Here is a 13,745-nt window from a genome sequence, read left to right as displayed (position 1 = left end):
AATAGTTATTGTATTTTAAAAAAATAATTTGCCTTTTTTAAATTTTTATTATACAATCGATTTCAAAGCAAGCAATTATCCTTTTTAGGATTTGAAATTTGTACTTTAATAAGGTCTTGCTTTACAACCTCCAAAACCCCTACTCCGTAGTTCATGCACCCACTTCCAGCGCCCGTGCCAAGGATCAAATTTATTAGTTCTGCATTAGCTGAAATTTTCCATCTTGCCTGCCACGCATATACCGGCTCGCGATTGTTGCCGTAATAGAATTTCACAGACTCACCCGGCTTTTGCCACAATAAATTTAACTCCATTTCGCCATCATATTTTCGCCCCATAATCGTTTCAAATCGCTGTAAAATATTCGTCTTCATCATCTCTAAATGCCTGCTATCTTGCGGCTGCAAATAGACTTTATGCCCCAAAAGCCCGCTTACTACGCACGCCACGTAGCCTTGCACAATAGCTTCGTTCTCGAAAATTTTATGATTTTTCGCTTCGACGGTAGTTTGCGTAAATAGAATTTCACCCAAGCTTAGCCCGTCTTTTAGCACTGCTAGCGCGATTTTACGTTCAAACTCCGGCTCGCATGAAGTAAATCGCACGCGCAAGTCCTCTCCTCGCAAGATAAAATCAAACACCGTGCGTTTAAAAATTTTACCGCTTGATTCGTGCCTATATCCTACGTGCTCCGAAGCCGGCAGATAGCGATAAAGAAAGCCCTGAATCAGCTGCGAGAGAGATTTTGTGATTTTTAGATTTTTAGTTGGTAATTTTGCGTTGATGATTAGCATTTGCGCTCCTTTGCGCGGTAAAATTCTGCCCAAGATTCGTGCAACCTTGGGCAAATGAGTTCTAAGTGAAATTAAAATCCTATCTCTTTGATATCGGCAAACTGCAAAAACGCGCGATAAATTTGTCCGATATTTGCGATACGATTTGCGCGTATCTTGACATCCTGGACGTTTATCATTACGTTATCGAAAAAATCATCAATCACGCCTTTAAGCCCAAATAGTGAGCGCAGATGCCCACTCACGTCGTTTTCGTTGAGCTTAATCGCCCTGAACGCCACATTTAGAGCACGCTCAGCGTCGTGTTCGAATAGGCTTTCGTCCACCGCGCCTATTTTTTCGTCCTTGATGATATTGGCTAGGCGCTTAAAAGTTGCGAAATTCTCTCCGAAATCCGCTGCTGCTGCGATCTCGCCCAGCGCCTTTATAGCCTTGCTTAGTAGTAATAGATCGTTTTCGCCGCTTGCGATGCACGCCTTGATCACGGACGGATTTATCTCGTCAAAAATTCCATATAGTCTATCTTTCATAAAATCCAGCAGCTTAGAAATGTCAAATTTCTTATAATTTGGCGCCAGCTTTTGCGCCAGCGCATTTGCATCAAAGCCCAATCCTTGATTTAGTAAAATTTTAATTAGCCCCGTAGCTGCGCGGCGAAGCGCATACGGATCTTTATTGCCGCTTGGAACTTTATTGATGCTAAAAAGCCCCAGGAGCGTTTCAAATTTCATCGCCACAGCGATTACGCCACTAAATACACCGCTTGGAAGCTCACTATCCTCGCTGCTAGGCAGATATTGCTCGCGTATCGCGCGGCATATATGATCTGCCAGTCCAGCATGTGCGGCATAGTAACTACCCATAATGCCTTGAAGCTCGCTAAATTCGCCCACCATCGTGCTGCTAAGATCTGCTTTACTAAACATTACGGCATTTTCCACATCCAGCACGAAATCCTTTTTGCCGATCTCCGCCTCGATCTGCGTAGCATAATCCACGCTCAGTGCCCTTGCTACGGCTAGCTCGCGCACTTGCTTATCATAAACTGAGCCAAGAGCTTGCATATAGGAGATTTGCTTAAGTTTTTCAGGGCTAAATTCCGCTTGCAAATCGCTTTTCCAAAAAAACATAGCATCGCTTAGGCGCGCGCGTAAAACTTTTTCATTGCCGCGTACTACAAGCTCGTCATCATCGGTAATCGCATTACTAACGACAACGAAGTGATTGCTTAAGTTTTTATCCTCGAAAACTGGAAAATAGCGCTGATTCTCCTTCATCGAAGTGATAATGACCTCTTTTGGCACGCTTAAAAAATCTCGCTCAAAGCTGCCTAACAGCGCCGTCGGATACTCGGTGATCGCCGTTACTTCATCTAGCAACGCAGGATCGACCTCGATCTTAAAGCCATGCTTTTTCTCGAGCTTTGCAAACTCGCTTAGAATTTTATCTTTTCTTTTTTGCTCGCTTAAAATTACGCCGTTACGCTCCAGCAGTGCGAAATAATCCGCGGCGTCTTTAAATTTAATCGCTTCGTATCCAAATTTTCGGTGCGGAAAAAATGCAGCTGCGCTTCGCACGCCATAAATTTCAAAATCTACGTTTCGACCGCCCAAAACGCAGGCTATGCTTCTTATTGGACGGATAAACTCAAACTTGCCGCTACCCCAGCGCATCGCGCGTCCAAAATTTAGCGATCGTAAAAACTCCTCAATCATTTTGCCCAGAATTTCACGACTATCACGCCCCTTTTGCACCGCAGCGTGGTAGAGCACCTCTTTGCCACCTATCTGCCGAAATTCCAGCTCGCTTTCGCTTATGCCGCATTTTTTAGCAAAACTTAGCGCTGCAGGGCTCCACGCGCCGTCTTTGAGCGCGACGGATTTTGGCGCGCCCGTGCTTACGATCTGCGCATCATCGCCGCGTTGCGGAAAATCCTCGTGAAATAGCACGAATCTACGCGGGCTAAATTCGAAGCGAAAGTCGCTATTTATGCGGTTAGCCTCAAGCACCGCGCGCCATTTTGGCGCGATATTCGCACGCTCTTTTAAAAACGGGATCGCAGGCAGCTCCTCGACCCCAATCTCAATGAGTAGTTCCATCTTTATCCTTTTTTCGTTGATTTCGTTTTTCGTTTTTCTCCATCATTTCGCGGTTAAATCCTACGATCATAAATATCATAAAAAGCACGAAAAGTGCGGTTATAACGGCGTGTATCATTCTACTATAAATTCCTTTTGCCCTTTATAAATCGTAAAATAGGCATTTTTAAATTCTAAATTTTTGCCGTTTTGTACAGGAGCGCTTTTGCGAAAAATTCTAAACTCGCCCGCGCTTTTTAGATCAATTATGCCGTCTTCAACGTCGCCTTTGATCGTGCTTATCACATCTCCTGCGCGCAGCTGCCGCACCGATGCGCTAGGCAAAACGTATGGCGCGATAGAGCCTACGTTGCCGTTTCTAGCTACGATCTCAAAATCGTCGATTTCAAAGCTTTGCTTATAAAATTTCGTCTTTTTTACTAGCAGATCGAGTTTATCGCCTAGCTGTAGCCCGCTGCCGCCATAGACAAAAACTCCACTTCCATCTTGAGAAATCGCAAAGCCATGGCGGTTTGTAAAACTCACGACTACGCCTTTTATCAGCACAGGCTCGCTTATAATGCGCCCGTAAAGCTCCTCTATCGTGACGGTCTTTGCGGCACTAGCAGTATTTTTAGCTAAAAATTCTTGCTTTTTCGGCATAGATTTTAAAGCGCCTTCGTCCGTCAGAATGAAGCTAATCGGGAAATGATCGGAAGCGGTAAAGGATTTAGCAACCACGAAGCTGTCCTTTTTATATCCCGGCTCGCTACTAAAAAAATCGTCGCTAAGTAAGATATGATCGAGCACCGCACCACTTTCATAAGATTCACAAGAGCCAAAATGCTTTAGCTGCGAGCAGGGATGCAGCGCCCACAAATCACTAAATCCATCGCGCTCGATAAGCTCGTTTAGTAAAGAATTTCGCCCAAAATTCGTATTAAAATCTCCCGCTACGATAGCGCGTTGGTGCCCTTGCAAAACCTCGCGTAAAAAGGCGAAATTTCGCCTGCGCTCGCTAAGCGGATTGCGTGCAGAGAGCATATGTACGACATAAAAGCTAAAATCAGCGCCGTTAAGCGCAAAATCAGCGCGCAAAATATCTCGTGTTTTAAGCTCTGTCGGGCGGTAAGTTTTTTGAAATTTTATCGATATGCGCGACATCACCGCCACGCCCGCAGGTGCAGTCTGCGCGCGCGAAAAAGCGTAGAATTTATAGCCCGCCTTCTGCGCAAGCGCTTTTAGCACCGCTTCGTTTTCGATCTCTTGCAACCCCAAAATATCGGCATTAAGCGCGCTTATCTCGTCCGCTACCGCTTGCAGCTTGCGCTCGTATTTTTGCTCGCTCCAGCCTCCGCGCCCGATCTCAAAGTCCGCATACTCCGTGCCGTCGTTTACGCCGTCGAATAAATTTTGCACGTTAAACGATGCGATCTTCAGCTCCGCCGCACCCGCACCGCAGAAAAACGCCGCAAAAAGTAGCGCTAAAACTCGCAAACCGCGCTCCTAAAGTCGAATTCATCGATATTTTGGCGAATCGCTTCGTAGGTTACGATGCCCACGCTGGTGGCCAAATTTAAACTGCGCCCCGCCCCGCTCATCGGGATCGTGATGCAGTTTTCGCGGTTTGTGCGCATGATCTCAAGCGGCAGTCCGTGCCCCTCCGAGCCGAAAATCAAAAAATCGCCCGGCTGAAATTCCGCCTCGTAGTAGAGCTTGTTCGTCTTTGTCGTCGCAAAAAAGAAGCGCTGTTTAAATTTCTCGTTCGCTACCATAAACTCGTCCCAATTTTCCCAAATTTTAAGATCCAAGTTCGCCCAGTAATCAAGCCCCGCGCGGCGCAGATGCTTATCGTCGATGATAAATCCGAGCGGCTTGATCAGATGCAAGCGGCATCCCGCATTGACGCACATACGCCCGATGGAGCCGGTGTTTGTGTGGATCTGCGGATATACTAACACGATATTAAACATCAAAAATCACCGATTTTGCATGAGCAGAATTTTGCAATTTAAAATTCCGCAAAGCGAGATTTTGAGATTTAGAATTTCGAAAAGCTAAATTACGCGGCTTGGAATTTCGCGCGGTAAAGCCTTGCAAATTTGAATGGGTAAAATTCCATAATTCGAAATTCTTTGAAGTAAAATTTAGGTTCGTGATTTTGCGACGCTGCAGGACGTCAGATTTTTTCTCACAGCAATACGGCTCTTGCGTCTTTCTATGGTGCGGCGCGACAGATACTCCCATAGCACAGGACGCGCGATACGGCTCGCTAAATTTTGCTTTAATACGTTTAATACGACGCAGGCTGTGAGATTTTGTGCCAAAATGTCCTAATCCGCAAAATTTCATCTCGCTGTAATGCGAGCCGTGAAATTCCGCATCGCTGCTGCACGGCTCATATAATTTCTCGCCGCATCGATGTGATCTGCGAAATTCTCTCGATCCATAAAACTTCGCCTCGTGGATTTTCTCCGTGTGGCGGCACGACGGATGAAATTTTAATAGGTAAAATTCCGCGTCGTGAAATCCTACCGAGCTAAGCTTTGCGCTATGAAATCTTACGCCGCAAAAATTTAAATTTCGCTCGCCATAAAAGATAAAATTTCGCGCAGCAAAAATCACGAAATTTTGCCTGCGATCAAAGCAAAAAGCGCATTTTTGCAAAGACGCAGCATTCTTGCAAAACGCGTAAATTTCGTCGCGACGATAGAATTTTTTCATAAAACTAGCTCCTAAATAAAACGGCGATTTTACAGAAATCTCTCTAAATTTACGCTTTTAAAGCCGCTACAAACGCCCTAATCTCCGCTTCTTGCAGCCTCTCAATCTCCTTGCCGATCGCAGCGCCGCGCAGATTGTGAGCGACATCCGTGGCGCAAACCAAGCTTTTAAATTTCTTATCCCAAATCCCAAGCCGCTTCGCCGCTTGCACCCTACCTTTACAATATAGCCCGAGCCACTGCTTAAGCGGCATTTTTAGAGCGATTTTACATAGTCGCTCGTCGCTTACCCGCTTAAAAAACGGCTCGCTAAGTAGCCTTTTATAAAGAGAATTTAGCCCTAAATTCTTTAAAATTTTATCTTTATCTAATCCTAAAAAATTCAAAAACGCATATAAAAAAAACATTTCATTTCTCACGAAAGATTCGCCGTGCTCTATGAATTTTATCAGTCGCTCATGCGTACGCGGATCAATCCGCAATCCAAAAACCCGCTCATAAAGCCCCAGCTCTTGCATTAGCATCATCCCATATCGGTGCGCAGGTGCACAAAAAAATTTAATCAGCTCCGCTTTAATGCGCTCGCGACTAAGATCGCTAGCGTCGATACTACGCATGAGCTCTAAGGTGCGTGGCTCGGCGCGAAGCTCAAATCTTGCGGCAAACTGCACCGCGCGATATACGCGCAAACTATCCTCCACGAAAGTGCGTGGATCGACCACTCGCAAAATCCTCGCATGCAGATCCGCAAGCCCGCCGTAAAAATCGAGCACTTTGCCGCTTATAGCGTCTATCATCATCGCATTAATCGTAAAATCGCGCCGCCTGCTAGCCTCATGTTCGTCCGTAGCCAAAGCGACACTGAAGCCCTTGTGTCCGATGCCCGTCTTACTCTCGGTGCGCGGAAGCGAGATATCGAAGTTTTTGTATTTATAGACGAAGTAGCTTTTGCCGACGCCCTGTGCGCCGAAGTCTTGCATAATTTGCTCGAAGCGGTGCAGATCCACATCGTAAAGCTCCACATCCACATCAGCGCTAGCCCGCCCCAAAAAATGATCGCGCACGCAGCCGCCTACTAGATAGATACGCGAGCTAAATTTTTTAAGATAATCTAAAAGCGCGATGAAATCGTTATTTTGATAGATTTTCAAGTCGATTTTCGATACTTGCAAGCAAAAATTCCATAAATTTTAAATTTAGCTCCACGCGCGCGTTCAAATCACCCCGATCAAAAGCATTCAGCCCCTCAAAAAGCACTAAAATCCGCTCTTTTATCGCGCTCAAAAACTCCGCTTCGCTTGAAATTTTAAAATCTGCATTTGCGAGATATTTTGATTTGTCACCCGCTTGTCTCGCGGCCCCGAGATGTCGTGCTTCCTCGGGCTGGCGCACGGCGGAATTTTGAGCACCATAAGAGGCAAAACTTCCCGCTTGCATATCCTGCGCGGCAGAATTACGAAACTGCGGCGTGGCGAGCTCATCGTCTCGCGCCTCAGGCATAGTAAAATTCTGTGGCTGTGAAACGAAATTTTGCTGCTGCGCGGCAGCATTGCGGATATTTAGTGCGGCGGGATTTTGAGCTTGAAGCGACGCAAAATCCTGCTTTTTAGAATGCGCTGTGCTGAAATAATCGTCAACTTTGTTTTCTTTGAAATCAGAGCCAGGCCCAAAATCGTCATTGCTTAGCTCCTTAAAATACGCGCCTAAAATACGAGGCGTCAAATCTTGCTTACTTTGGGAGTCGTCATCCGTAGAATTTAGTGCTAATTCAAAATCTTTACTTTTGGCAGAGCTTCGCGGTATGCTTGTGTCCCTGCTTTGCGGCGAAATAAACCCATTCATATCGCTGCCTAAACTATCGTAAATTTCGCCTGCAATGCCCGATAAATCACGAAAGCTTTCGTCAAATTTTGCGGCGGAGCTTTTTAAAATTTCATCGTTTGCAAAGGTAGTATTTGCGAAATTTTTACCGCTTGCAGAAATGGAATTTATAAAATTTCCTCCATTTAAAGAGACGGAAACCACGGAATTTTCACTGCTTGTAAGATCAGAGTTTTTAAAATTCTCCTCGCCTGAAAAAGTAAAATTTTCATCTTTTACAGCAGATTTTTTTAAAATAGTGTCCGCTGCAAATTCCGTGCTGCTATACGTAGAGCTCTTACTCGCCATGGAATTTGAATAATCTAGGGTGGAATTTAAAGCGTCCGATGAAACAAAGCGTGAAGTGGAATTTTTAGTATCTAAGGAAGTGAAATTTTGCACGTTTGATGAAGCGATATCCGGCGCAGATGTAGAATTTAAGGCATCAGGCGCAATGGGATCTGGCGCAAAAGAAGCGGGGCTTAAAGCATCCTGCGAAGCCTGCGATCCTGCTTCGGTACTGCTCGCATTCACAGCCCCCTCTTGCTGCACTGCCAAATCTTGCGCGCGCTTTTGCACTTTCATCTCATTTACTGCTTCGATGATATCTTCCAGTTCATTTTCATACATCAATTAGCCACCTCTTAAATTCCGCTTGTTTGCGCGCATCGACGCTTAAAAAGCGCTCCAGCATCGCCATATTAACGCCCGAGCTTACTCGATGATTTAAATTTAGCCGTGCAAAAAGCACAGCCGCATCGCCATCTTGCGGATTATCGCGTAAAATACCGCGGCAAATACGCATTGCGCCGTAGATATCGCCTTTTTTCTCAAGCTCCATAGCGTATGCTAGCGCACCATTCAAAGCTGGCTCCTAAGCCTTGGCCGCGTAATCTGCGATGATCGAGCCGATCTCTGCGGTCGAGCAAATTTCTTTGGCGTCGTACTGCGCGATATCCTTGGTGCGGTATCCGTCACGAAGCACGGCGCGTACGGCGCTCTCGATCGCTTCTGCCGCTTCATTTTCGCCGAATGCGTATTTTAACATCATCGCCGCACTTAAGATCGTAGCGATCGGATTTGCGATCCCCTGCCCCGCGATATCGGGCGCGCTGCCGTGAATCGGCTCATAGATGCCTACCTTGCCGCCGATACTCGCACTCGGAAGCAGCCCGATCGAGCCGCAGATCATGCTCGCTTCGTCGCTTAAAATATCGCCGAACAAATTCTCCGTCAAAATCACGTCAAACTGCGCGGGCGCCCGCACGAGCTGCATCGCGGCGTTATCTACGTACATAAACTCTAAATTTATCCCCTCGTAATTTTTGGCTAGCTCTCTTACGACCTCGCGCCACAGCTGGCTTGTTTCAAGCACGTTGGCCTTATCCACGAGCGTTATCTTTTTGTTTCGCAAAAGCGCAGCCTCAAAGGCAACTTTTGCGACGCGCTCGATCTCGGCGGCGTTGTAGCACATCGTATTTAGCGCATCCTTTTCGTTTTTAACGCGCGGCTGCCCGAAATAAATCCCGCCCGTAAGCTCGCGCACCACCATTATATCGACGCCTTTGATGATCTCCGGCTTTAGCGTCGAAGCGTTTATCAGCTCATCAAAAATCATCGCAGGACGCAGATTTGCAAAAGCTCCAAGCTCTTTGCGGATTTTCAGTAGCCCGCTTTCAGGCCGCAGTTCGCGCGGCAAGCCGTCCCATTTAGCGCCGCCGATCGCACCGAAAAGCACCGCGTCGCTTGATTTAGCGGCATTTAGCGTTTCATCCGGAAGCGGAACGCCCATAATGTCGATTGCTGCGCCGCCCATCAAGCGGTAGTCAAAATTTAGCTCAAAATTAAATTTATGGCTTACGGCATCCAGCACCTTGATCGCTTCTTCGATGATCTCAGGGCCGATTCCGTCGCCTTTTATCACGCATACGTCGTATTTTTTCATCCAAATTCCTTACAAATTTATCTTTGTTTTTGCGTAATTTATCGCGCCGCCGGCGTCGAGGAGCTTTTGCATAAACTCCGGTATCGCGCCGAATTTATACTGCGTTTTTTGAGTTAAATTTTTAATTACGCCGCCCTTTAGATCGATGCTAAGCTCGTCGCCCTGCGCGATCTTATCCGTCTCGTCGCATTCGAGGATCAAAAAGCCCGTATTGAAGCTGTTTCGATAAAAAATCCTAGCGAAGTTTTTTGCGATCACGCATGAAATTCCGGCAGCCTTAAGCGCCATCGGAGCGTGCTCGCGCGAGCTGCCGCAGCCAAAATTTTTCCCCGCTACGATGATGTCGCCTTTAGCGATTTTGGACGAAAAATCCCTGTCCGCATCCTCCATAATGTGCGTCGCAAGCACCGCCGCATCGGAGGTATTTAGGTAGCGCGCCGCGATAATAATATCGGTGTCGATATCGTCGCCGAATTTCCATACTTTTGCCATATTTCCGCCTTAAATTTTAAAATAGATGCACGATTTTACCGACAAATTTATTAAAATCCGCTCAATCGCTCCGATATGAGGGTGGAATTCCTCGCTTAGAATTTAGGGCTAAATTTAAACGCCAAAGCGCAGAGATAGGAAGTGTGGAGGCGTTAAATTTTAAAGCGGCAACGTGAAGGAAGCGGAATTTTAGCGAGCAATCTTAAATTTAGCTAAAAATATAACCTAAATTTTAAAATTTAGCCTACTTTCTAGAATTTAAAAAATCATTAAATTTAGATGGTTTGCACCGTATATAAGCAAAAATAAAGAGCGTTTCGGTATAATCCGATTTTCCAAAACCAAATACACAACGACACAAGGAGATTTTATGGCGAGCCCAAAAGACGCCTTAACGCCCATCGAGCAGTTCTTCGACGAAAATCAGAAAAGCTACATCACCTACGAAAGACTGATAAAATTTTTCGACAAAGCCCCCACCGCGACGGCCGTTAAGAAGGTCGAAGCGCTTACGAAAAAATTCGACGTCGAGCTGATCTCCGCCGCAGAAATCTCCAAAATCAAAAATTTAGAGGACGCAAAACTCAAAGAAGCCACGCAAAAAAAGCTGCTGGACGAGGGCTGGGACGAGGAGTTTGACCTATCCAGCGACGTCGAGCTTTTGGAGTGGAGCCGTTCGGACAGCCCGGTGCGGATGTATCTGCGCGAAATGGGACAGATCCCGCTGCTGACGAAAGAAGAAGAGATCGAGATCAGCAAAAAAATCGAGCTCGGCGAAGACATCATCATCGACGCGTTTTGCTCGGTGCCGTACTTAATAGACTTCATTTTAGATTATAAAGAGCCGCTTATCAACCGCGAACGCCGCGTAAAGGAGCTTTTTAAGAGCTTTGACGACAGCGACGAGGAGGGTGAAGATGAGGACGAAGAGGAGTTGTCGGAGGATGATTACGATGATGAGGAGGAGAGCACGGATGAGGACGAGGCGAAGCAAAAGCGCTCCAGAAAGAACGATAAGCGTGCTCTAAAGGTCATCGAAAGCTTCAAGGCTCTCGAAAAAGCCAAAAAGGACTGGATGAAATTTGCCGAGAAAAACGCCGAGGCGATTAAGCAGAGCAAGGGAATTTTATCGAAGCTAAACTTGGCGTTTAAAAAGAAAATTTTAAAAGAAAAGCTCATGGATCTGGGTCCTACGAGCAAGCTCATCACCGAGATCGTAAAATCGATGGAGACCGCGCTAAAAAGCGACGAAGGCTTTGAAAAGGAGCTCAAGCGCTTAGAGTACAAGCTGCCGATGTTTAGCGCCGAACTGCGCGAAAATCACAAAAAAATTCTAAAAGAGATCACGAGACTTAGCAAAGACGACATCATCGCGCGCGTGCCGGAAGCTACGATGGTCTCGACCTACGTCGATATAAAAAAGCTCTTTTTGACAAAAGAGGCGAGCAAAAAAAGCTTTAATCTCGAGCCCGAGCGGCTGAAAGAAATTTTAGAGCAGATCAAGCGCGGCAAGCGCATCAGCGATAACGCAAAGGCGCGCATGGCGAAGTCCAACCTGCGCCTGGTCGTCTCCATCGCCAAGCGCTACACTAACCGCGGACTGCCGTTTTTAGACCTCATCCAGGAGGGTAATATCGGGCTTATGAAGGCTGTGGATAAATTTGAATACAAGCGCGGTTATAAATTTTCGACCTATGCGACGTGGTGGATCCGCCAGGCGATCTCGCGTGCCATCGCCGATCAGGCCCGCACGATCCGCATCCCGATCCATATGATCGAGACGATAAATCGAATTAATAAAATCACGCGCAAATATATGCAAGAAGGCGGCAAGGAGCCCGACATAAACGTCATCGCGCAAGAAGTAGGCCTTAGCGTCGATAAGGTAAAGCAGGTCATCAAAATCACAAAGGAGCCGATCAGCTTAGAAGCGCCGATCGGAAACGAGGACGACGGCAAATTCGGCGATTTTGTCGAGGATAAAAGCTCGGTTTCGCCGATCGAGCAAATTTTAAAATCCGACCTAAAAGAGCAGATCGACGACATCTTAGAGCAACTCAACGACCGCGAGCGCACGGTGATCCGCATGCGATTCGGACTGCTTGACGACGAGAGCGACCGCACGCTTGAAGAGATTGGCAAGGAGCTCAACATCACTCGCGAGCGCGTCCGCCAGATCGAAAGCTCGGCGATCAAAAAGCTAAAACACCCAAAAATCGGCCGCAAACTCAAAACCTATATCGAGAGCTAGAACAAAACGCCGATATAGCGATCTAGCACACGCCGAGGTAGCGGGCTTTTTAAAGCGATGTTATCGCGCGTACTTGTAAAATCATAGAATTCCGCTCTAAATCCAAAGCGGAATTATAAAAAATTTTATAAATTCTACGATTTTGCTTAGTTTGATATGCGAACCGAACTGAGTAGTGTAGGTTATTCAAGGAGACTTTATGAAAACTTTAGTAATCGTTATTTTAGACGGCTTTGCCGACTGGGAGGCTTCGCTACTGGCTCCCGCACTACGATATTTCACGGACTATAGCATCCTTTATGCCTCAACCGATAAAAACGAGAAAGTATCGTTCGGAGCTTTACGCGCAAAACCTGATTTAACAATAGATGAAATTTCGCCAGATGCCGCGGCAATCGTGTTAATCGGCGCTAGAAATTCATGGCGCGAACTGCCTAGCGAAAACGCCTCAAAAATTGCTAATTTAATAGAGGAATTTAAACAACAAGGCAAGGTGGTAGGCGGTATTTGCGACGGGGCGTATTTCTTAGCGGCGGCAGGAGCGCTAAATGACTGCCATCACACCGCAAATAGTCTAGCAGACATCGTTAATTTGCCAAAATACAAAAATAAGCATGCCTTTATACAAACAAGTCGCGAAGCCGTAGTAGACGGTAAAATGATCACCGCAAACGGAAACGCATTTATTGATTTTACTATTCAAATGCTGCGCGCCTTAGGAGATATAGACGAAGCAATAATTGCCCAGTGCGAACAAATGTGGCGATAAGTAGGCAGTGCGCGTTTAGCAAATAAAATTTTGCCGAAGCAACACTCGAGCATATAAGCACAAATGAGATACAAAAAATACTGAAAATGAAATTTTGCCGAAGCGGTACGACATCAACGCTTGCTAGGTCTAACACAATACCTTAGTTTGCGTGCTTCCGTGCAAATAGAGCATGGAATTTTACGCTCATTTTGCCACTAAAATTATATACGGCGCGAGCCTAAGCCAACAGACGCTATGAAATTTAAAACAAAGTGTGCCGCCAAAGCGGTACTTCAGCACGCGCCCATCGTCGTAAGCAAAAACGATGTCTTTCCCGTTTCGCCTTTAAATTTAGTGGAGCTCACCATGCCTCAAATAACCCTCGCACGGCGAAATTAAATAGGTCTCAAAAAGCAAAAGCCACAAAGCTTGCTTTGTACATCTTATTTGCCACTTTATACCGAGTCCCGTTATCTCCCGCCGCCTCATTATTGCGCGCCGACATACAATGCAATACCTGTAGCTTTTATGGCCCGTTTATCACATCCCACCGCCATGATGCCTTGCCCATAATGGAACGCTTTAAAAATAATGGTAGAGCCGTCTCTCTTTACTTACACTTGTCGTACTCGTAATCGCAGTACCCAAATTTTGCCGCATTGCCGCGCTACAACCGCAATACTATCTTAAATTTACTGCTCCGCCGCGCCGTATTGCTCTTAAATTTACCTTCCGCCGCACCGCTAAATTTAACCGCGTCGCAAGCTGCGCTTTTTAAGGTAGCTGTAAATCCAGTCTCCGAGCAACAAAACCGCCGCGAGGCAATACATATAAAAGGCCGCGCCGTTTTC

The 13,745-nt window shown here is 46.3% G+C and carries 14 protein-coding genes; 3 read left to right on the top strand and 11 right to left on the bottom strand.

From position 1 onward, the window contains the following. Window positions 1–62 precede the first annotated feature (62 nt). The 11 genes from Q0144_RS07230 to Q0144_RS07180 all read right to left on the bottom strand — a co-directional run bounded on the left by Q0144_RS07230 (window position 63) and on the right by Q0144_RS07180 (window position 9,892). Window positions 63–794, bottom strand: a complete 732-nt coding sequence (locus tag Q0144_RS07230; protein ID WP_298062888.1) for a CRISPR-associated endoribonuclease Cas6 — start codon at window positions 792–794, stop codon at window positions 63–65. Window positions 795–865: 71 nt separating this feature from the next. Then, window positions 866–2,893, bottom strand: a complete 2,028-nt coding sequence (glyS, locus tag Q0144_RS07225) for a glycine--tRNA ligase subunit beta (protein ID WP_298062886.1) — start codon at window positions 2,891–2,893, stop codon at window positions 866–868. Next, complete coding sequence (locus Q0144_RS07220) at window positions 2,877–3,011, bottom strand: hypothetical protein (protein ID WP_291937682.1); 135 nt, start codon at window positions 3,009–3,011, stop codon at window positions 2,877–2,879. The genes glyS and Q0144_RS07220 overlap by 17 nt, the downstream gene beginning before the upstream one ends. Further along, a complete protein-coding gene (locus Q0144_RS07215; protein WP_298062883.1) occupies window positions 3,008–4,369 on the bottom strand; it encodes an endonuclease/exonuclease/phosphatase family protein in 1,362 nt (453 codons plus the stop codon). Before Q0144_RS07215 ends, Q0144_RS07220 begins: the two co-directional genes overlap by 4 nt. Further along, window positions 4,357–4,845: a tRNA (cytidine(34)-2'-O)-methyltransferase gene (locus tag Q0144_RS07210; RefSeq protein ID WP_298062960.1), complete on the bottom strand. Its 489-nt coding sequence runs from the start codon at window positions 4,843–4,845 to the stop codon at window positions 4,357–4,359. The genes Q0144_RS07215 and Q0144_RS07210 overlap by 13 nt, the downstream gene beginning before the upstream one ends. Then, on the bottom strand, window positions 4,838–5,596 hold the full coding sequence (locus tag Q0144_RS07205; RefSeq protein ID WP_298062881.1) for a hypothetical protein: 759 nt from the start codon (window positions 5,594–5,596) through the stop codon (window positions 4,838–4,840). Before Q0144_RS07205 ends, Q0144_RS07210 begins: the two co-directional genes overlap by 8 nt. Before the next feature lie 49 nt (window positions 5,597–5,645). Then, complete coding sequence (locus Q0144_RS07200; protein ID WP_298062879.1) at window positions 5,646–6,767, bottom strand: CCA tRNA nucleotidyltransferase; 1,122 nt, start codon at window positions 6,765–6,767, stop codon at window positions 5,646–5,648. After that, window positions 6,727–8,085 carry a hypothetical protein gene (locus tag Q0144_RS07195; RefSeq protein WP_298062878.1) on the bottom strand — a complete coding sequence of 453 codons (1,359 nt, stop codon included), beginning with the start codon at window positions 8,083–8,085 and terminating at the stop codon, window positions 6,727–6,729. The genes Q0144_RS07200 and Q0144_RS07195 overlap by 41 nt, the downstream gene beginning before the upstream one ends. Then, window positions 8,078–8,320: a hypothetical protein gene (locus Q0144_RS07190; protein WP_005869161.1), complete on the bottom strand. Its 243-nt coding sequence runs from the start codon at window positions 8,318–8,320 to the stop codon at window positions 8,078–8,080. Before Q0144_RS07190 ends, Q0144_RS07195 begins: the two co-directional genes overlap by 8 nt. A 9-nt stretch (window positions 8,321–8,329) precedes the next feature. Further along, entirely contained in the window at window positions 8,330–9,400 is a 1,071-nt protein-coding gene (leuB, locus tag Q0144_RS07185) for a 3-isopropylmalate dehydrogenase (RefSeq protein WP_298062876.1), read from the bottom strand. Window positions 9,401–9,409: 9 nt separating this feature from the next. Further along, entirely contained in the window at window positions 9,410–9,892 is a 483-nt protein-coding gene (locus tag Q0144_RS07180) for a 3-isopropylmalate dehydratase small subunit (protein ID WP_298062874.1), read from the bottom strand. 370 nt (window positions 9,893–10,262) lie between these two features. On the opposite strand from Q0144_RS07180, the gene rpoD reads away from it, so the two are divergent. The 3 genes from rpoD (at window position 10,263) to Q0144_RS07165 (ending at window position 13,293) form a co-directional block, all read left to right on the top strand. Then, window positions 10,263–12,143, top strand: a complete 1,881-nt coding sequence (gene rpoD / locus Q0144_RS07175; RefSeq protein ID WP_298062872.1) for an RNA polymerase sigma factor RpoD — start codon at window positions 10,263–10,265, stop codon at window positions 12,141–12,143. A gap of 199 nt (window positions 12,144–12,342) precedes the next feature. Beyond that, window positions 12,343–12,912 carry a DJ-1/PfpI family protein gene (locus Q0144_RS07170; RefSeq protein WP_297962780.1) on the top strand — a complete coding sequence of 190 codons (570 nt, stop codon included), beginning with the start codon at window positions 12,343–12,345 and terminating at the stop codon, window positions 12,910–12,912. A gap of 237 nt (window positions 12,913–13,149) precedes the next feature. After that, on the top strand, window positions 13,150–13,293 hold the full coding sequence (locus Q0144_RS07165) for a hypothetical protein (protein WP_297990027.1): 144 nt from the start codon (window positions 13,150–13,152) through the stop codon (window positions 13,291–13,293). The last annotated feature ends 452 nt before the right edge of the window (window positions 13,294–13,745 follow it).

The sequence above is a fragment of the uncultured Campylobacter sp. genome (assembly GCF_938045345.1).
GTDB lineage: Bacteria > Campylobacterota > Campylobacteria > Campylobacterales > Campylobacteraceae > Campylobacter_B.
The sequence above is the reverse complement of the archived record's forward strand: the minus strand, read 5'-3'. Positions and strand labels throughout refer to the sequence as shown.

Excerpts from the sequence above, each read along its gene's own strand:
- Q0144_RS07170 (WP_297962780.1), top strand. The coding sequence starts at position 12,343 with ATGAAAACTTTAGTAATCGTTATTTTAGACGGCTTTGCCGACTGGGAG.
- Q0144_RS07205 (WP_298062881.1), bottom strand. The coding sequence starts at position 5,596 with ATGAAAAAATTCTATCGTCGCGACGAAATTTACGCGTTTTGCAAGAAT.
- rpoD (WP_298062872.1), top strand. The coding sequence starts at position 10,263 with ATGGCGAGCCCAAAAGACGCCTTAACGCCCATCGAGCAGTTCTTCGAC.
- leuB (WP_298062876.1), bottom strand. The coding sequence starts at position 9,400 with ATGAAAAAATACGACGTATGCGTGATAAAAGGCGACGGAATCGGCCCT.
- Q0144_RS07220 (WP_291937682.1), bottom strand. The coding sequence starts at position 3,011 with ATGATACACGCCGTTATAACCGCACTTTTCGTGCTTTTTATGATATTT.
- Q0144_RS07230 (WP_298062888.1), bottom strand. The coding sequence starts at position 794 with ATGCTAATCATCAACGCAAAATTACCAACTAAAAATCTAAAAATCACA.
- Q0144_RS07165 (WP_297990027.1), top strand. The coding sequence starts at position 13,150 with ATGAAATTTAAAACAAAGTGTGCCGCCAAAGCGGTACTTCAGCACGCG.
- glyS (WP_298062886.1), bottom strand. The coding sequence starts at position 2,893 with ATGGAACTACTCATTGAGATTGGGGTCGAGGAGCTGCCTGCGATCCCG.
- Q0144_RS07195 (WP_298062878.1), bottom strand. The coding sequence starts at position 8,085 with ATGTATGAAAATGAACTGGAAGATATCATCGAAGCAGTAAATGAGATG.
- Q0144_RS07180 (WP_298062874.1), bottom strand. The coding sequence starts at position 9,892 with ATGGCAAAAGTATGGAAATTCGGCGACGATATCGACACCGATATTATT.
- Q0144_RS07210 (WP_298062960.1), bottom strand. The coding sequence starts at position 4,845 with ATGTTTAATATCGTGTTAGTATATCCGCAGATCCACACAAACACCGGC.